The sequence below is a fragment of the uncultured Tenacibaculum sp. genome (assembly GCF_947494125.1).
Classification (GTDB): domain Bacteria; phylum Bacteroidota; class Bacteroidia; order Flavobacteriales; family Flavobacteriaceae; genus Polaribacter.
The window spans coordinates 182,142-201,516 of the sequence record NZ_CANLTU010000005.1; the positions used below are offsets into that span (position 1 = coordinate 182,142).

The 19,375-nt window shown below is 29.7% G+C and carries 19 protein-coding genes; 2 read left to right on the forward strand and 17 right to left on the reverse strand.

The window, feature by feature from the left end; translation table 11 throughout:
* Positions 1-3: 3 nt before the first annotated feature.
* Complete coding sequence (locus Q0881_RS10575) at positions 4-696, reverse strand: response regulator transcription factor (protein ID WP_299159907.1); 693 nt, start codon at positions 694-696, stop codon at positions 4-6.
* Between the two features lie 3 nt (positions 697-699).
* The gene (locus Q0881_RS10580) at positions 700-1,719 is read right to left on the reverse strand and encodes a histidine kinase (RefSeq protein ID WP_299159909.1); all 1,020 of its coding nucleotides are present in this window, start codon (positions 1,717-1,719) and stop codon (positions 700-702) included.
* Positions 1,720-1,915: 196 nt separating this feature from the next.
* Between Q0881_RS10580 and Q0881_RS10585 the strand changes: the two genes are divergently transcribed.
* Positions 1,916-4,288: an outer membrane beta-barrel family protein gene (locus tag Q0881_RS10585; protein WP_299159911.1), complete on the forward strand. Its 2,373-nt coding sequence runs from the start codon at positions 1,916-1,918 to the stop codon at positions 4,286-4,288.
* Positions 4,289-4,342: 54 nt separating this feature from the next.
* Here the strand turns inward: Q0881_RS10585 and Q0881_RS10590 are convergent, their stop codons facing one another.
* The 14 genes from Q0881_RS10590 to Q0881_RS10655 form a co-directional block, all read right to left on the reverse strand.
* Positions 4,343-5,176 (reverse strand): universal stress protein, encoded by an 834-nt coding sequence (locus Q0881_RS10590; RefSeq protein WP_299159913.1) that lies wholly within the window; start codon positions 5,174-5,176, stop codon positions 4,343-4,345.
* A 106-nt stretch (positions 5,177-5,282) separates the two neighbouring features.
* Complete coding sequence (locus tag Q0881_RS10595; protein ID WP_299159915.1) at positions 5,283-6,125, reverse strand: YitT family protein; 843 nt, start codon at positions 6,123-6,125, stop codon at positions 5,283-5,285.
* 148 nt (positions 6,126-6,273) lie between these two features.
* Complete coding sequence (locus Q0881_RS10600) at positions 6,274-6,972, reverse strand: sulfite exporter TauE/SafE family protein (RefSeq protein ID WP_299159917.1); 699 nt, start codon at positions 6,970-6,972, stop codon at positions 6,274-6,276.
* Complete coding sequence (locus Q0881_RS10605) at positions 6,972-7,418, reverse strand: FixH family protein (protein WP_299159920.1); 447 nt, start codon at positions 7,416-7,418, stop codon at positions 6,972-6,974. Before Q0881_RS10605 ends, Q0881_RS10600 begins: the two co-directional genes overlap by 1 nt.
* Positions 7,419-7,434: 16 nt before the next feature.
* Positions 7,435-8,856, reverse strand: coding sequence for a cytochrome c oxidase accessory protein CcoG (gene ccoG, locus Q0881_RS10610; protein ID WP_299159923.1), 1,422 nt, complete (start codon positions 8,854-8,856; stop codon positions 7,435-7,437).
* Between the two features lie 72 nt (positions 8,857-8,928).
* Positions 8,929-10,011 carry a cbb3-type cytochrome c oxidase N-terminal domain-containing protein gene (locus Q0881_RS10615; protein ID WP_299159926.1) on the reverse strand — a complete coding sequence of 361 codons (1,083 nt, stop codon included), beginning with the start codon at positions 10,009-10,011 and terminating at the stop codon, positions 8,929-8,931.
* A 12-nt stretch (positions 10,012-10,023) separates the two neighbouring features.
* Complete coding sequence (locus tag Q0881_RS10620) at positions 10,024-10,191, reverse strand: CcoQ/FixQ family Cbb3-type cytochrome c oxidase assembly chaperone (protein WP_299159929.1); 168 nt, start codon at positions 10,189-10,191, stop codon at positions 10,024-10,026.
* Between the two features lie 5 nt (positions 10,192-10,196).
* A complete protein-coding gene (gene ccoN / locus Q0881_RS10625) occupies positions 10,197-12,398 on the reverse strand; it encodes a cytochrome-c oxidase, cbb3-type subunit I (RefSeq protein ID WP_299159932.1) in 2,202 nt (733 codons plus the stop codon).
* A 26-nt stretch (positions 12,399-12,424) separates the two neighbouring features.
* The gene (gene ccoS, locus Q0881_RS10630) at positions 12,425-12,595 is read right to left on the reverse strand and encodes a cbb3-type cytochrome oxidase assembly protein CcoS (RefSeq protein ID WP_299159935.1); all 171 of its coding nucleotides are present in this window, start codon (positions 12,593-12,595) and stop codon (positions 12,425-12,427) included.
* A 130-nt stretch (positions 12,596-12,725) separates the two neighbouring features.
* Positions 12,726-14,090 carry an oxygen-independent coproporphyrinogen III oxidase gene (gene hemN, locus Q0881_RS10635; protein ID WP_299159937.1) on the reverse strand — a complete coding sequence of 455 codons (1,365 nt, stop codon included), beginning with the start codon at positions 14,088-14,090 and terminating at the stop codon, positions 12,726-12,728.
* Positions 14,090-14,788 carry a purine-nucleoside phosphorylase gene (deoD, locus tag Q0881_RS10640; protein WP_299159939.1) on the reverse strand — a complete coding sequence of 233 codons (699 nt, stop codon included), beginning with the start codon at positions 14,786-14,788 and terminating at the stop codon, positions 14,090-14,092. The genes hemN and deoD overlap by 1 nt, the downstream gene beginning before the upstream one ends.
* Before the next feature lie 2 nt (positions 14,789-14,790).
* A complete protein-coding gene (deoC, locus tag Q0881_RS10645; RefSeq protein ID WP_299159941.1) occupies positions 14,791-15,456 on the reverse strand; it encodes a deoxyribose-phosphate aldolase in 666 nt (221 codons plus the stop codon).
* Between the two features lie 4 nt (positions 15,457-15,460).
* Positions 15,461-15,793, reverse strand: a complete 333-nt coding sequence (locus tag Q0881_RS10650) for an AraC family ligand binding domain-containing protein (protein ID WP_299159943.1) — start codon at positions 15,791-15,793, stop codon at positions 15,461-15,463.
* Between the two features lie 6 nt (positions 15,794-15,799).
* Positions 15,800-18,172: a heavy metal translocating P-type ATPase metal-binding domain-containing protein gene (locus tag Q0881_RS10655; protein WP_299159945.1), complete on the reverse strand. Its 2,373-nt coding sequence runs from the start codon at positions 18,170-18,172 to the stop codon at positions 15,800-15,802.
* A gap of 83 nt (positions 18,173-18,255) precedes the next feature.
* Here Q0881_RS10655 and Q0881_RS10660 point away from each other — a divergent pair, with 83 nt between their 5' ends.
* Positions 18,256-18,963: a Crp/Fnr family transcriptional regulator gene (locus tag Q0881_RS10660; protein WP_299159947.1), complete on the forward strand. Its 708-nt coding sequence runs from the start codon at positions 18,256-18,258 to the stop codon at positions 18,961-18,963.
* A 54-nt stretch (positions 18,964-19,017) separates the two neighbouring features.
* Here the strand turns inward: Q0881_RS10660 and Q0881_RS10665 are convergent, their stop codons facing one another.
* Entirely contained in the window at positions 19,018-19,326 is a 309-nt protein-coding gene (locus Q0881_RS10665) for a DUF3467 domain-containing protein (protein ID WP_299159951.1), read from the reverse strand.
* Positions 19,327-19,375 lie beyond the last annotated feature (49 nt).

A 19,375-nucleotide genomic window follows, 5' to 3' on the forward strand; every position in this document is an offset into this window, starting at 1 on the left:
TGGCTATTTGTATTTTACAAACTTCTGTAAAAAGCCTTCTTTATAAGCTCTTCCTAACGGTAAAACTTCTTCATTTGATATATATACCTGATTACCAGAAACTTTATCTAAATAACTAGTATTAACTATATACGACTTATGTATCTGCGCAAAAGATGTAGGTAATTTAATTAACCAATTTTTCATTGATTCTGAACTTAAATATGTTTTTTCTGTAGTAACGATTTCTGCATAATCTGCATCCGATTTTATAAATATGATATCGTTGCTACTAACTTTTACAAAATCATATCCTGATTTTAATAAAAAAGTATCTGCTATATCTACTTTTCCTTTTTTTGGTGATGATACTAAGCTGCTTTTATGAATAGCTTGAACAAAACGCTGAAATGAAAAAGGCTTTAATAAATAATCTACAACATTATATTCATAACTTTCTAAAGCATAATCGGAAAATGCTGTTGTTAAAATTACCTGTGAATTATTTTTTAGTGTTTTTAAAAAATCGATGCCAGATATTTTGGGCAAATGAATATCTAAAAAAATTAAATCAACCTCTTGATTTTGTAAAAATGATAATGCTGTAATACCATCTGAAAAAGTTTCTAATAACTTTAAAGAACCTATATCGTTAATATATTTTTGTAAAATACGTTGTGCTGGTGGCTGATCTTCTACTATAATACATGTTCTCATAGCTTATTCTCTTTTTGCAAGTTGTAATTGTAAGTTTACTTTATATTTTTGATTAGAGTTATCTATCTCTAGAGTATATTTTTGGGGGTATAACATTTCCAGTCGTTTATTTACATTCGTTAAACCAATTCCTTTCGATAAGTTTTGATTATTGGAATTCGATAAAAAACTGTTTTCACAAACAAAATTTAACATTCCCTGTGAATTTACTTGTATGTCTATTTTTATACAAATATTAGTACTTTGACTAGCTGTACTATGTTTAAATGCATTTTCTATAAACATTAATAAAATCAAAGGAGCAATTATATAATTAGCTGGAATTTCTGAGGTATTAAAGGTAACCTCTCCTCTATTCTCTATCTGCAACTCATTCAAAGCCGTAAAATGTTTTAAGTGCTCTATTTCCGACTGTAATAAAACAAAATCTTCTTTGCAATCATATAACATATAACGTAACACCGATGATAACTCTAAAATTATTGATGGAGTTTTTGGTGATTGCTCTATAGCGTACGCATATAAGTTATTTAAGTTATTAAATAAAAAGTGAGGATTGATTTGTGATTTTAAAAAACGTAATTCACTCTCTTTTACAGTAGATTTTAGCTTATCTACCAATACTTGTTTTTTATGCGCATCCCAACCTAATTTAAATCCTACTAGAATTACTATTGTTGGTAAAATATCTAATAGTGTAAAAAATATATTTGAAATATATTTACCTCGTTTATCAGCATAAAATATTTTTTCTAATACAAATTCTTCAGAAATATACAGATATACTAATGTTAATACAATAGCAAATCCAAACTCTTTATACTTTTTTTTATAAAATAAATAAGGGATAAAAACATAGCTTATTATGTAAGAAATCAATGCATAATGCATAAAAAACACTATGGTATCCAAACTAATGTCTGGACTGTGTTTATCAAAAGAAAACAAGAAAAAAATGACGATTAACAATAGTATTTGAAAAAGCCATTCTTTAAGTTCTATCTTATTTAATAATTGTTTCATAGACTCAAAAATAAGTCATTCTTATATAGCTACATATAAGTTTCCTTCAAACGGTTAAATATTACCTACAAACAACAATTTATAAATTTATTACCAAACAAGTCGTTTAAAGGTTAGTATTTGTTGTTTACCGATTTTATTTTTCAAGCTACTTGATTCTTTCAAAATTTGTTTTTTAAAGTTTAAAATACACATCATGAAACAATTTTTAGTACTTATATGTTTATTAACCTTAGTATTTTCTAAGACCTATGGACAAACAGATACCAAAACGATTAATGGAAAAGTAATAGAAAGCAACAATCAATTACCCCTTGAGTTTGTTACAGTAATTGTTATGAATTCAACAAATAATACTCCTATTTCTGGAGCTACTACCGACGAAACTGGTTCCTTTAGTTTAAAAACAACTGCTTCTAATTTTTATATAGAAGCCCGTTTTATTGGTTTTAAAACAAAAAAAATAACTCAATTTAATCGCAATGCTTCTATTATTAAACTACCAACTATTACTTTGGAAGAAGACTCTGATAAACTAGACGAAGTTATTGTTCGTGCTGAAAAATCTCAAACTGTTTTTAAATTAGACAAACGTGTTTTTAATGTTGGTAAAGATTTAAGTAGTACAGGTGCTAGTGCTTTAGAAGTATTAAATAATGTACCTTCTGTAACAGTTAACATTGAAGGGCAAATTAGCTTACGAGGAAGTGAAGGAGTACAAATACTTATAAACGGTAAGCCTTCTGTTTTAGCCAGTGAAGAAGGAAACGCTTTAGGAAGTATTACTGCTGATATGATTAAAAGTATTGAGGTAATTACCAATCCTTCTGCAAAGTATGATGCTTCTGGAACTAGTGGAATTTTAAACATTATTTTAAAGAAGTCAGAAAAAAAAGGTTTGAATGGTTCTATTTCTTTAAACACTGGAATTCCTAATAATCATAGTTTAGGTTTAAGTTTAAATAGACGTACTGAAAAATTCAATCTCTTTAGTCAAGTGGCTTATGGAAGACGTACGTTTCCTAGAAAAGGGAACAATTCAAGTACCAATACTATTAATAATACTCAATTAAGCACTATTAGTGATAGTAATAAAAATGAAAATTTCTTTAATTTAATTTTAGGTACAGATTACCATATCAATGCAAATAACGTTCTTACATTATCAGGTCATTATGCTTTTGAAAATGAAAAAGAAAATGCAAATCAAACTTATAATTTACAAAATACTTCTTTAACTACTACCGATTCTTGGAATCGTTTAGAAGACACCAGAGCTACTAACCCTAAATGGGAATATGAACTACAGTATAAAAAAGATTTTACAGATCGTAAAAAACACAACTTACTCTTTAGTGCATTAGGTACATCTTTCTCTAAAAATAAAACTTCAATTTTCAATAATAATGTACTTATTGGTAATATGACCAACGATGTACAAGAAGCAAAAACCAACTTTGGGCAAAACGAATATACTTTTAAATTAGATTATACACGTCCTATTTACAAAAACTATATCTTAGAAATTGGAGCACAATATTTATTAGATCAAGTAACAAATACCTATACTGTACGTGATTTTATAAACAATAATTGGGTTACTAATATTGGATTTAGTAATGTTTTTGACTACAATCAAGGTGTTTTAGGCACCTATGCTACTTTTGCTTTTGAAGATAAAAATTGGGGAATAAAAGGAGGTTTACGTTTAGAAAACACCAACCTAACTACAAAATTAATTACTTCTAATCAGAATAATAAGCAACGCTATAGTAATCTATTTCCGAGTTTACATAGTTCCTACAAAATAAACGAAAACTTGTCATTACAAGCTGGATATTCAAAACGTATTTTTAGGCCTCGTTTATGGGATTTAAACCCTTTTGTTTCTTTTAGAGACAACTTTAATCTTAATATAGGAAACCCTAATTTAACTCCTGAATTTACCAACTCTTTTGAAATTACTACTATTTATAAATTATCAAAAGCATCTATTAATGCTGGAATATACCATAGGGCAACCACAGATGTTATTGAAGAAATTACTACTATTAACAACAATGTTACTACTTCAAAACCTCAAAATATTGGAACTAATCGTGCTACTGGACTAGAAATTAACACAAAATATTCTCCTATTTCTTGGTTTAGTTTTACTTCAGATTTTAATTATAATACTTTTATAAGAAAGGGACAATTACTAAATAATAATTTTGATTTTACAGGTAATAGATGGAGCTTAAGATCAACAGGTAAAATTAAGTTTCCTGCTGGGTTTACTTTAGAAGTTACTGGAAATTACCGTTCTAAATTTAAAACTGCTCAAAGTACAATATCTGATAATCTTTTTATGGATTTAGGTGTTCGTAAAAAGATGCTAAACGGTAAACTAAATGCTAGTTTAAGTATTCGTGATGCTTTTGCTTCAAGAAACTATGAAGAAGTAACTGTACAAAATAACTTTAATCGCACTTCTTTTAGTCAAAGAGGTCGTTTTGTTACTTTAGGAATTAGCTTTGGTTTTGGTAAAGGTGAAGCAATGGAATTTTCTGGACAAAAAAGATTTTAATAAATTCTAAAATAAAAGTTAGCCTAAAATAGGCTAACTTTTATTTTAACTTTCTTAGGCTTTAAAAGTTAATAATGGAAACTTACTATGATTTGCTACGTCTTCAGTAATACTTCCTTCAAAAAAATGAGCGATTCCTTTTTTACCTCTAGTTGCAATAACTAACATATCTATTTGATGTGTATTTACATAATAACGTAAGCCTTCTTCTACTGTATAATCGGAAACAATATGAATTTGTTCTTTACTAAAACTTACCTCTCCTAGTTTATCTAAAAATTGTTGTATTTTTTCTTTTAATTCAAATGTACTTTTAAACTTTGCCGACGGCGTTTGTACATACACCAATTCTAATGTACTATTTAAACTCTTAAAAAAGGCTTGTGCTCTTAACAATGGATCAATATCATCATCTGAAAAATCGCAAGCAAAAACTACTTTTTCAAAATTTTCTGTAATAGGCTCTTCTTTAACTACCAATACTGGCACATGTGCATAGCGAATTACTTTTTCTGTATTAGATCCTACAAACATTTCTTTTAATCCACTAACTCCTTTAGACCCCATAATAATTAGATCTACATTTTCTTCTCGAGCCAATTCATCTAATTCGCTAAAAATTTTAAAATGCTTAATTATAGGAGTTACTTTTATGTCTATTAAATACTCTTTTTGCAAAAAGCTATTAAACTTTTTTTCTGCTAGTTTTAAATAAAAAAATGTTTCTTTTTGAGCGTAACTTTCCGATTTACTAACTATAGCATTAGATAGTTCTAACATGTGTACAACTATAATTTCGGCATTTGCTTGTTTTGCTAAAAAAGCTGCTGTTTGTAATGCATATTCTGAATGAATAGAAAAATCGACTGGGACTATTATTTTTTTCATAATAAGATATTTAGGGTTTAACTTCCCCTCTAAATTACTAAAGATCTATTAGTAAAATCATGATTTTTGTCAGGTTTATATCCCTTCTTTAATTCTTTATTATATTCTACTCTAAAAATTTTGTTCCTAGCATTTCTGTTGCGTCCATGACAATCATTTTAGCCGTTTTATCTTCATCATTAATTAATTGCTTTAACGCATTTAATCTATTCATAGGTACAGTTACAAAAATCAAGTATTTCTCTTTACTTAAACTTAAATTATTGCCCAATACCAAAGTTCCATTTACTCCTATTCGTTCATTAATTAGCAAGCCCATATTTTCTAAATTATTTGATGATGAAATATGTACGATACGTCCGTTTGGTCTACCTGCTAATACAAGATCAATCATTTTAGTAGTTATAAAAATACTTATCATACTCCATAGTGCTAATTCTATATTATTAAATACAATAGCAGTACATACAACAACAATAGCGTCTAAAATTAAAATTACTGTTCCTGTTTTTAATGACGTTTTAGAAGTTATAATTCTTGCTATAATAGTACCTCCTCCTGCAGAACCTCCTCCTTTAAATATAAACCCAATACCTAGCCCTACTGTTACACCTCCATAAAGGGTGGCTAATAAAGGTTCGTTACTTAATGCTGATAAGCCTATATATTCTGAAGTAATATCAATAAACAAACTCACAGTTATAATTGCAACTGTGCTTTTTAGGGCAAAATATTTTCCTAAGAATCGAATACTAATTATTAATAATGGAATATTTATAAGCGCGAACAACACCCCTATAGGAATCGTAAACAAGTAATTAAAAATAATTGCTAAACCACCTGTTCCCCCCATAGCTATCTTGTTTGGGCTGAGAAAACCTACGACACCAAAAGCCATAAACACACATCCAACAATTATAAAACTATAATTTAAAACCTCTTTCTTCATTTGATTATTTTAAAAGAACAAAGCTATAATATTCTCATTTCCCCTAAAAAAGAACACTCAATTTATTTAGTGTAAATTTTAACGAAGAGTAATCAGATATTAACTTAAAATGTCAGATTCATTTCCTGCAAAGACATAAAATAGTTCATTAATGACATCCTTCTACTGATGTTGTTAAATCAGAAACTGGTAATGGTGAAACATAAGGTATACCAAGTCCTAAACCTCTAAGTACAAACAAAATTCCTATAAAAACAACTACATATGGAATTGCCTGTTGAATTCTTTTTCGAACAATCACATTTGCAAAGTTGCCAACATATACCATTGTTGTCATTAAAGGTATTGTTCCGAGTCCAAAAAGAAACATGTACAAACTTCCTGAAAATGGATTTGTTGTTGTTAAAGCTCCAAAAACTGCCATATAAACTAATCCACAAGGCAGAAAACCATTTAAAAATCCTATGGTAAAAAAAGTATCGTTTCCTTTCTTTTTAAGTTCTTTTCCTAATGCTGATTTCACTTTCATTATCAATCTACTAATTGGCTTTGAAAAATTATATTTCTGAAAAGTTTTCGGAAGTAAAATCACCAAGATCATTAAAATTCCAACTGCAATTGAAAGTTGTTGTTGAAACCCGAAGAAATAAAATCCTTTTCCTAAAAAACCAAATAACACCCCTATTAAACTATAAGTAAAAAGTCTTCCAAAATGATAGCTCATTATTTGAAAAACTTGTTTCACCTTATTTGTTCTATCTACTGGTAGCATAAAAGCTATTGGACCGCACATGCCTATACAGTGAAAACTTCCAAGTAAACCTAATATGATTGCAGAAGTAAGCATTAGTAAAGTAATTCTTTCTGATATAAATAATCTTTATTTTTGTAGTTCCAGGAAACAGTAATGTTCCAGCGACCACCTAACAAACGTTTCTCAGGCACGAGCAAATATGTATTGGAGAATGAAATAGGTATTTCAAAATCCAATTGCTTATTAGATGGTCTATATAGGAACACTTTTCCTGTAATCTCTTCAGGATTAAATTCTTTTGGAAAATGAATTTTTAAGCCTTCTTTTGTTTTTTCTACTCTAATGTTTTCTTTTAATGCTTTTGCATTTTTAGTTGCATCTATTGTATGTTGATATTCTAATTCTTTTTGATAATATTTATCAGATACCAAATCGTGATTATAACTTTTACCTGTACTCATCGAAATGACGAAATACATTATAAAACTTATAAACCCAATAATTGCAATTACTATACCCGTGCCCCAGTTTAGTTTCATTTTTATTGTTTTTTAATTATCTATAACTTCTTGGTCCTAAGAAATTGGTTTTAGTAGTTTCTATTAATTTATCACCACTAAAAACACCAATTTTTAAGTTTACTTTTTCATTTTTCATTTCAGATTGATGTAACTCTATAAATAAAGTTCCTTCAGCTAATCCTTGTTTTGGAATTTCAAAATTTTGATGTGTTACGGTTTCTATTTTCCCTTTATGAGATAGTAACTTATAACTAACATCATCAATCTGTTTCGTTGTTTTATTAATCACTTTATAAGTATAAATATTACTTATAACACCATTTTCTTTATGCTCATATAATTGTCCGGGTAAGCGTAAAACAGTTGCTTCAACATCGTTTCTTAAAAATAACATCCCTATTAAAACAGCGATCAAAATTCCTAAAATAGCAGAATACCCTTTCATTCTTACTGTAAACTGGAAAGGCGTTTTCTTTTCTATATTTTCTTCACTTGCGAAACGGATTAGTCCTTTTGGCAAACCAACTTTTTCCATAATGTGATCACATTCATCAATACAAGCTGTACAGTTAACACATTCTAATTGTGTTCCATTTCTTATATCTATACCCGTAGGACACACATTTACGCATTGAAAACAATCTATACAATCTCCTTTTCCTGAAGCCTCTCTATCTTCTTTCTTTTTAAATTTTGCTCTTCCTTTTTCACCTTCTCCTCTTACATGATCGTATGCTACGTTAATTGTTTTATTATCTAAAAGTACTCCTTGTAACCTTCCATATGGACAAGCTATAATACATACTTGCTCTCTAAACCAAACAAAAATAAAATAGAATACTCCTGTAAAAATTAACAAAGAAATTAAAGTACTCGTGTTATCTAAAGGATTTCCTGTTACATAATCTATAACGGTATCGCCACCTATCAAATATGCTAAAAACACATTAGCTATTAAAAATGAAATGATAAAAAAGATAAACCATTTTAATAATCTCTTTTTTATTTTCTCCGAATTCCAAGGCTGCTTTTCTAACCGTATTTGTTTTCCTCTATCCCCATCAATCCAATACTCTATCCTTCTAAAAACCATTTCTAAAAAAATAGTTTGCGGACAAATCCAACCACAGAAAATACGACCAAAAACAACAGTAAATAGAATAATAAAAACAACACCAATAATCATTGAAACCACTAATAAATGAAAATCTTGTGGCCAAAAAGGGAATCCGAAAATATTAAACTTTCGTTCTAATACATTGAATAATAAAAATTGATTTCCTTTAATTTTTATAAATGGTGCTGATAGTAAAATTGTTAGTAGAAAATAACTTACATACTTTCTGTATTTATAGAATCTTCCACTCGGTTTTTTAGGATACACCCAAGAACGTTTTCCCTCATCGTTGATGGTTCCAATACTATCTCTAAATTGTTCATTCTCGGGTGTTTCCATTTTTAACTATTAAAACCAAATTTATTATCAAGTATTTTTACTGTATACGTCTTTTACTTGTTCTTATATTTTTTATTGACCATTTTCATATTTTTCTCCTTGTGCTGGTTTTGGTTTAGCTGGAGTTGTTCCTTGCATAGACATAATGTAACTAGCCACTTTCTGAATATCTTTTGGCTTTAAAGTTTTCCCCCATGCTACCATACCTTTTCCATCTCTACCTCCATTTGTTATAGTGGCAAACACATTTTTAATACCACCTCCTAAAATCCAATACTCATCAGTTAAATTTGGACCAATACCTCCACCTCCATCAGCAATATGACATGCAGCACAATTTAAATTATACACTGCTTTACCTCTACTTAAATCACTTTCATCTGTTAAAACAGTAACAGTTTCAGCATCTATAATTGCTTCTTTAGATGTTGATCTAAAAGCGGCTAATTCTTTCTTAGCTTCCGCTACAGATTGTGCATACTCCATATCTTGATTTGGAGCTCCCATCATCTCATATTTCACTAAGTAAACTACTGCAAAAATGATAGTTGCATAGAACATGTATACCCACCAAGGTGGTAAATTATTATCTAATTCTTTAATTCCGTCGTAATTATGGTCTAATACAATCTCTTCTTCTTCTTCAATAGCTTTCGCTTCTGTCCATTTATTGATTAACTTTTTAGCCCAAGCCCAATTATCTACTTCTTCAGGATTGATTCCAGCCTTAATCATTTCAGCTTTCTCAATTTTAGCAATTCCTGTTATAGTTAACATTTCTTTTGCTAACACTACTAGACCAAAAGCAACTATACCAATCCATATTAATGGATTTTCTAAAAAACTATATGGGTTTGCATATGAGCTAATTGCTTTTGCTAATGCCAATGGCGTTAAAAACAAGAATAAAAATGAAATAACAGTTTGTACTCTTGTGTAATTTTTAGGCATTAATTCGTTCGCCTTATTTACAACAGTAGCTGCTAAAACTTCTTTTAAAAGCACTACCAAACCAAAACCAACAATTACGAACCAAACTACTGGATTTTCATATAAACTAAATGGATCTTTATATGCCATAAAAGCTTTTGCTAAAATAAATGGCATTGAAAAAACAAAAAGAAATGATACTATAGATTGAATATATTTTTTCATCTTATTTTATTTTTAATCATTAAATGGTAAATCACTGACTCTACTGATGTATTCTTTTTTAGCGGTAAACACCCACCAAAACAACACCATAAAAAATGTAAAGAAAATAGTTAGCGAAATCATTGGGTATATTTCAATACCTATAATACTTTCCATATGGTTTTTTACGAATTTCAACATAATTTCTAGTTTTTAGCGCTTAATTGTTTTTGAACATCTTTTACCTTAATATCCGTCCCTAATCGTTGTAAATAAGCGATTAAAGCGACAATTTCTCTATCTTTCATTTCAATAAAAGTTTGTCCGTTCTCTAGTGCATACTTTTTATCAGCTGCATAACTTTTAGCAAAATCTGGGTCTTGGTGTAAATTCTCTTGAATTTTAGCTCCCTGTGCATCCATACTTACTTGTGCATTCACAATTTCTTCATCCGTATAAGGGACTCCAAGAGTTACCATTGCTCTCATTTTAGCCTCTACATCACTTTTATCTAGTTTATTTCTAACTAGCCATTGGTATGCTGGCATGATAGACCCTGGTGAAGTACTTTGCGGATCATACATATGATTTAAGTGCCAACTGTCCGAATACTTTCCTCCAACTCTTAAAATATCTGGACCTGTACGTTTAGATCCCCATAAAAATGGATGATCATACACAAATTCTCCTGCTTTCGCATATTCACCATAACGTTCAACCTCTGACCTAAATGGACGTACCATTTGTGAGTGACATCCTACACACCCTTCACGGATATATAAATCACGACCTTCTAACTCTAAAGGTGAATATGGTTTTACACTTGTTATTGTTGGTATGTTAGATTTTACTAATAAGGTTGGTACAATCTGCACTATACCTCCTATTAAAATGGCTACTGTTGCGTAAATAGTTAATTTGATAGGTTTTCTTTCTAACCAAGTATGCCATCCTTCTCCTTTTGTTCTGTGTTTAGAAACTTTTGTTAACGGTGCTGCTTCTGCTAAATCATCGGTAACATCTGTACCAGACTTAACTGTTCTAATCATATTATATAGCATCACAAATGCTCCAATAATAAACATACTACCTCCAATAGCACGCATCCAATACATTGGAATAATTTCATTAACTGTTTCAAGGAAGTTTCCATAAGTTAATGTTCCATCTGGATTAAATTGTTTCCACATCGATGCTTGAACAAATCCTGCAACGTACATTGGTAAAGCATACATAATGATACCTAAAGTACCTATCCAAAAATGAAAATTTGCTAATGCCGTAGAGTATAATTTTGTTTTAAATAATTTTGGAACCATCCAATAAATCATCCCGAAGGTAAAGAAACCATTCCAAGCTAATGCTCCAACGTGAACGTGAGCAATAATCCAATCACTAAAGTGGGCAATCGCATTTACATTTTTTAACGATAACATTGGTCCTTCAAAAGTTGCCATACCATAACCTGTAATTGCAACTACAAAGAATTTTAAAACAGGATCTGTACGAACTTTATCCCAAGCACCACGAAGTGTTAACAATCCGTTTATCATCCCCCCCCAAGATGGTGCTAATAACATAATAGAGAATGCTACTCCTAAATTTTGAGCCCAATCTGGTAAAGATGTGTATAATAAGTGGTGAGGTCCTGCCCAGATGTATATGAATATTAATGACCAAAAGTGAACAATTGATAATCGATAAGAATATACAGGCCTATTTGCTGCTTTAGGAACAAAATAATACATCAATCCTAAAAATGGTGTAGTTAAGAAAAATGCTACCGCATTATGTCCGTACCACCATTGCACCAAGGCATCTTGTACTCCTGCATAAACTGAATATGATTTTAAGAAACTAACAGGTAATTCTAAACTATTGAAAATATGCAATACAGCAACTGTTACAAATGTTCCTAGATAAAACCAAATAGCAACATATAAGTGACGTTGTCTTCTTTGAAGAATCGTCCAAATCATATTTACACCAAAAGCTACCCAAACTAAAGCAATTGCAATATCAATTGGCCATTCTAATTCGGCATATTCTTTTGACGTTGTATACCCTAAAGGTAATGTTATGGCTGCTGCGACAATTATTAATTGCCATCCCCAAAAGTTGAAATTACTTAAAAAATCACTTGCCATTCGTGTTTTCAACAATCGTTGTAACGAATAATACACACCTGCGTATATTGCGTTACCAACAAAGGCAAAAATTACTGCATTGGTATGTAACGGACGTAAACGACCAAAACTTAACCAAGAAATTCCGTCAGTAATATTTGGGAATAAAAACATAAAAGCCAATAATAATCCTACTGAGAAACCTACGATTCCCCATAGAAGTGTGGCATAGATGAATTTTTTTACGATCTTATTATCGTAATAAAATTGTTGCATTTCCATAATCTAATTGAATTTAATATCTATTGTTAGTTATTGATTTTTGTTTCTTCTTTTACTAATTCGTCATCAAAGAGCATACGAACTGAAGGCGTGTACGAATCATCGTATTGTCCTTTCTTTACCGAAACGATAAATGCAATAAAAAAAATAATTGCCACTAAAATACTTAGTGTAAGTAGTAAGTAAATAACGCTCATATCTTGCCTGATAATTATACGTCAAAGATACTTGTGAAGGTTTTCTTAAAACATGACATTTGTCATATCTTACATTTTTTTTCAGTTTAATAAATATAAAAAACTCGAAGAAGTCCTTCGAGTTTTTCTTTTAAATAGTCATAGAAAACAGCTTAGTTTCAGGCTGTTTTTGATGTAACTTTTTATCAAATGCCATGCAAATGTTTCGCACATATGGTCTTGCTTTTTCTGGAACTACTAGCTTTTTATCTCCAATAAAAACCAGTTCATCATCAACCATTTCTTTTAATTTATTTAAATGTGCTTCTATATTCTCAATTTGTAATTGCTCTTCTTTCCATGATGTCGAGAAATGACACATAATATTTAGAATATGTTTTCTGATAACTAAATCTTCTTCTGATAAAATATGTCCTCTAAAAACAGGAATCTCTCCTTCATTTACTATTTTTTGGTATTCTTTCACAGTTTTTACATTCTGTGCAAACCCATACCATGAATCTGATATTGCCGACATTCCTAAACCAATCATTAATTGAGTTTTGTTTGCCGTATAACCCATAAAATTTCTATGAAGTGTTTTCTCTTTTGTTGCCTTATACAAACTATCTGTTGGTAAAGCAAAATGATCCATTCCAATTTCTACATAGCCCATTTCAGCAAAGAGTTCTTTTCCTATTTCATAAAGCTCACGCTTTTCTTCATTCTTAGGTAAATCTTGTTCGTTAAAACCTCTTTGCCCAACTCCTTTTACCCATGGCACGTGCGCATAACTATAAAATGAAATTCTATCTGGTTGTAATTCTTTTGTTCTATTAATAGTATGAATTACATTTTCTTTTGTTTGAAATGGTAAACCGAAAATTAAATCATGACTAACAGATTTATAACCAATTTCTCTTGCCCAACGCGTTGCTTTTTCTACATTTTCAAAAGGTTGAACTCTATGAATTGCCACTTGTACTTTTTCATTATAATCTTGCACTCCATAACTTACTCGTGTAAAACCAACATCAAACAATGTTTGCAATTGTTCTTTTGTTGTGTTATTTGGATGACCTTCAAAACTAAATTCGTGATTTGAATGTTTTTTTGCTTTTATAAAAATACCATCTATTAATTTTTTCAATTGCTCTTTTGAAAAAAAAGTAGGTGTTCCCCCTCCTAAATGAATTTCTTTTACTATTGGTGTCTCTTCAACTAAATCTGTATATAAATCCCATTCTTTTAAAACCGTATCTATATAATCTTCTTCCACTTCGTGTCTTTTTGTAATATGTTTATGGCATGCACAAAACGTACATAAACTCTCACAAAATGGTAAATGTATATACAAACTAATTCCTTCTGTAGAATTACTTTCTATAAATGATTTCTTAAAAGTTGTTATCCATTTTTCTATTGAAAAAGTGCTTTCATCCCAATAAGGAACCGTTGGATAACTTGTATATCTTGGTCCTGGAATATTATATTTTTGTATTAGTGAGTTTTTCATTATAAAGTGCCTAATGCGATTTCTATCATTTCTTTAAATGTTTGCTCTCTTTCATCTGCTGTTGTTCTTTCTCCTGTAACTAAACTATCTGATATTGTTAATATAGACAGTGCATTTACTTTGTGTTTTGCGGCTACTGTATACAAACCATTCGTTTCCATTTCTACACATAAAACACCATAATCAGCCCATTTTTTATAGCTTTCAAATTCGTCTGCATAGAATTCATCTGAACTTAAAATATTCCCTGCTTTTATTGCTATGCCTTTTTTATTTGCAGTATTTAGTGCCTTTTGAAATAACTCAAAACTAGCTGTTGGGGCATAATCAGCTCCACTAAATCGAATTGTATTTAATCCAGAATTTGTTGACGCTGCCATTGCTATAACAATATCTCTAATTCCAACCTCTTTTTGATAGGATCCTGCTGAACCTACACGAATTAAGTTTTTCACTCCATATTCAGTAATTAATTCATGAGCATAAATTAATGTACTTGGTATTCCCATTCCTGTTCCTTGTACAGAAACTTTCTCTCCATTATAATCTCCTGTATATCCTAACATTCCTCTTACATCATTATAACAAACAGGATTCTTTAAAAAAGTTTCTGCAATCCACTTAGCTCTCATCGGATCACCTGGCAATAAAACTGTTTCTGCTATTTCGCCTTTTGAGGCAGCTATATGTACGCTCATTTTTAATATTTGTTTTTATCCGAAATTCCTTTTGTTACTAATGACACTCCTGATGATGTTCCTAAACGTGTTACACCTATTTCTATATACTCTTTTGCAGTTTCAATATTCCTAACTCCACCTGCGGCTTTTATTTGAGCCTTTTCACCTACTACATCTTTCATTATTTTAACATCTTCAAATGTTGCTCCTCCTGTACCAAAACCAGTAGATGTTTTTATAAAATCTGCTCCAGCATTTACTGCTAATTGCGATGCTGTTCTTATTTGCTCTTTAGATAAATAACAATTCTCAAAAATTACTTTTAATACATTATTACCTATTGTTTCTTTTATTAACCTAATCTCTTTTTCTACATAATCGTTATCTCCATCTAATAGTTTTCCTATATTGATAACCATATCTATTTCTGAAGCCCCATTATTTATGCAGTTTTTAGCTTCAAAAACTTTAGATTCGGTTGTCATAGCTCCTAACGGAAATCCGATTACCGCAGCGACTTTCACATCTGAATTTTCTAATTCTTGCTTTGCTAATGCTACATAAGAACCGTTTACACAAACTGCATAAAAATTATACTCTTTTGCTTCTTTACATAATTTTACTATGTCTTCTTTAGTAGCTATAGCTTTTAATAGGGTATGATCTATATATTTATTTATCTGCATATTATTATACGTTTTTTACTCTTTTCAAAGTATCCGATTTTGATAATGACAAACGAACTATACTTTCTTCTATTGCTGTCAGATTATGGACAATTTGTGGTTTTAGTGAAATTATATCACCTTCGTTAAGTTGTTTTATCTCTCCATCCACTCCAAAATCAATAATACCTTTAGTTACCTGTACAATAATTGCAAATGGCGCTTGATGGTCTTCCATTATTTGACCTTTTTTAAATACAACTCTTATTTCTTTCGAAAAATCTGTATCTAATAATAATGAAACAGCTGGTTTGTTTTCATTAAACTTTATATCTTTTAAAAATGATCCTATTTTCATAATTTCTTATTTTATTTTTCTTCCTAATAAATTTGTTGCTACAGTAGTAAATATTACAATACTAATAGAACTTAATGGCATTAGAATTGCTGCAATTACTGGTTTTAATTGCCCTGTAGTAGCAAAATACAAACCAATAATATTATATAATAAAGATAGTAAAAAGCTATATTTTATTATTTGAATTGCTTTTTTTGATGCTTTAATATAATTAGCTATTTGACTAAATTTTGATGCATCTAAAATTGCATCACAAGCTGGAGAAAATACATTAATATTTTCAGACAATGCAATACCTACATTACTTTGTGCTAGTGCGCCTGCATCGTTTAATCCATCGCCAATCATAATTACGCTTTTATTTTTTTGCTGTAATTCTTCAACATAAGACAGTTTATCTTCTGGTTTTTGATTAAATAAAAATGAAGTACTTTTTGGCAAAATACTTTCTAAGTATTTCTTTTCTCCTTCATTATCTCCAGAAACTACTGCTAAATTGTATTTAGGGTTCAATTCAGAAAATAAGGTATTTACTCCATTTCTATAAGCATTCTTAAAAATATACTTTCCTTTATATGCATCATTAATACTAATATGTACAGAAGTGTCTAAATTCATTTGCTCGTCAGTACTATTTACAAATGATGATGAACCTACCTTAATTTTTGTTTGCTGATAATTTGCTTCAATACCTTTACCTGTATATTCTTTAAAATTATCAATTATTACAGTTTCTTCTGTTAAAGAATTATACAACATTCTACTTAAAGGATGGTTAGATGCTCTAAGTGTACTTTTTAAAATTGATTTCTCTAACAAGTCTAAATCATTCCCTTGATAGTCTATTTGATTTTCTTTGCTAGTAGTAAGTGTACCCGTTTTATCAAAAATAACTGCATTTGTAGCTGCTAACTGCTCTAATACTGTAGCATTTTTTACATAAAATTTTTTCTTTCCTAAAATACGCAACATATTACCTAAAGTAAATGGTGCTGCTAAGGCTATTGCACATGGACAAGCTATAATTAATACTGCTGTAAAAACATTTAACGCTTTGCTTGTATCTTTATATAACCAAAAACTCGTGGCTATTATGGCTATTAATAAAATAGTAATTGTAAAATGCTGGCTTATTTTATCTGTTAACGTTTTAAAAGATGAATTTTTGTCTTTTTGAAATACATCGTTACTCCACAATTGTGTTAAATAACTTTGTGAAACTGATGTTAAAACTTCCATTTCAATAATTCCTGCTAACTGTTTTCCTCCTGCAAATAATTTATCTCCAGATTTTTTTGTTACTGGTATTGCCTCACCAGTAACAAAACTATAATCTATTTTTGCTTCTCCATTTATTAGAATTCCGTCTACAGGAATTAATTCTTGATTTCTAATTAGTAACCTATCTCCTTTTTCTACATCGTAAATTTGGACATTTTCTTCTTTTCCTTCTAATGTAATTCGAGTAACCGCTATTGGAAAATATGATTTATAATCTCGTTCAAAAGATAAAAAGTTATATGTTTTCTGTTGAAAGAATTTTCCTAGTAATAAGAAAAAAACCAAACCGGTTAAAGAGTCAAAAAAACCAGTTCCTAAATCTAAAAGGATTTCAATACAGCTTCTGATAAACAATACAGAAACCCCTAAAGCTATAGGTACATCAATATTTAAAATTTTAGAACGTAATCCTTTATAGGCAGAAATAAAATAATCTTGTGCCGCATAGAACACTACTGGTAGTGAAAAGAAAAACATTAACCAACGGAAAATTCCTTTGTATTGTTCTAACCAAAATTCTGATACTTCAAAATACTCTGGAAAAGACAAAAACATTACATTTCCAAAAGCAAAGCCAGCTATTCCTAATTTATAAATTAAACTTCTATCTACTTTTTTCTTTCCTACTTCATAGTCTTCCAAGGAAATATATGGTTCATAACCTATAGAACTTAAAAGTAAAACAACTTCTTGTAATGATATATTATTTAAATTATAGGTAATCCGAACAGTTTTCTTAGGAAAATTAACTTGTGAACTTGCTATATTCTCTTGTAATTTATGTAGATTTTCTAATACCCAAATACACGAACTACAATGGATATGCGGAATATATAAATTAACAACCTGGGTATCGCCATCGTTAAATTCTAGTAATTTATTTACAATAGATTCATTTTCAAGAAAATCATACTTCCCTTGAATTTCCTCAGGAATTGCTCCTGGATTATTTTGAAAATCGTAATAACAAGTTAAATCATTTTCCGAAAAAATTTCAAATACCGTCTTACATCCATTACAACAAAAGAATTTTTCTTCTATTGTAATTTTGTTGGTATCACACTCATTACCACAATGAAAACATATTGTGCTTTCCATATTTACTCATTTGCCTGATACAAAGGTCGTTTTTTATCAAAGTATTAAATATGATATTTATCAGTTTTTTCTATCTTTGACATATGTTACAAAACTCAGAGGGTCACAGTAAATGTGAGCAATGCATTGTTAGACAATTTAACTCATTAAAGTCTTTAACTAAAAACGAATTAGTTAGAATTTCTGGGTGTAAAACATCTAAAATTATAAAAAAAGGAGAACCTCTTTTTCAAGAAGGTGAGCACATTAATGGCATTTTTTGTATTAAAGATGGTCTTTGTAAAGTTTCTAAAATGAGTGATAATGGTCGAGATCAAATTATACATTTAATAAGAAAAGGAGATATTATTGGTGAGCGTAGTTTAATAAATGATGAAGTTTCTAATTTAAAAGCTGTGGCTGTTAATGATATGGAGGTTTGTTTTATTCCTAAAGAAGAAATTATTAGAGATTTACAGAATAACTCTAATTTTTCTATGGACATGTTAAAAAAAATGGCTTCTTCGCTTAAAAATGCAGATAATGTTATTGTTGATATGGCTCAAAAAACGGTAAAACAACGTTTAGCTGATACTTTAATTTTTTTAGATGAAAAGTTTGAAAAAACAGAGGAAGGTTCTATTGGTATATCATTAACTAGAGAAGACATCGCTAATATTATTGGTACTGCTACAGAAAGTGCTATTCGTTTACTTTCTGATTTCAAGAAGAAAAAACTTATTAACTTAAAAGGAAAACAAATTTTTGTTTTAAATATTCCTGAGCTTCAACAAATTTCTCAAGGTTTTTAAAAATCCTATTTATATAAAAATAAAAAATCGTCTTTTTAAGACGATTTTTTATTTTTAAGCTTCTCCTGTTGTTCCTCCAAAATTCATTGGAATTGGTACTTGCTCGTAATCTTTTATCTCACCATGGGCTTGTTCAAACTTTCTAACGTTCTCCGCCAATGCTTTTGTTAATCTTTTAGCATGCTGTGGTGTTAAAATTATTCTTGATTTTACCTTAGCTTTTGGTACACCTGGCATAATATTTATAAAATCAACTATAAATTCAGATACTGAATGATTTATTATAGCTAAGTTACTATAAGTACCTTCTGCTATATCTTGATCTAATTCTATATTTAATTGTGGGTCTTTTTGATCTTCCATATTAAAATTAAAAAAAAGACCTCTAATTACTTAGAGGTCTTGTATTGAA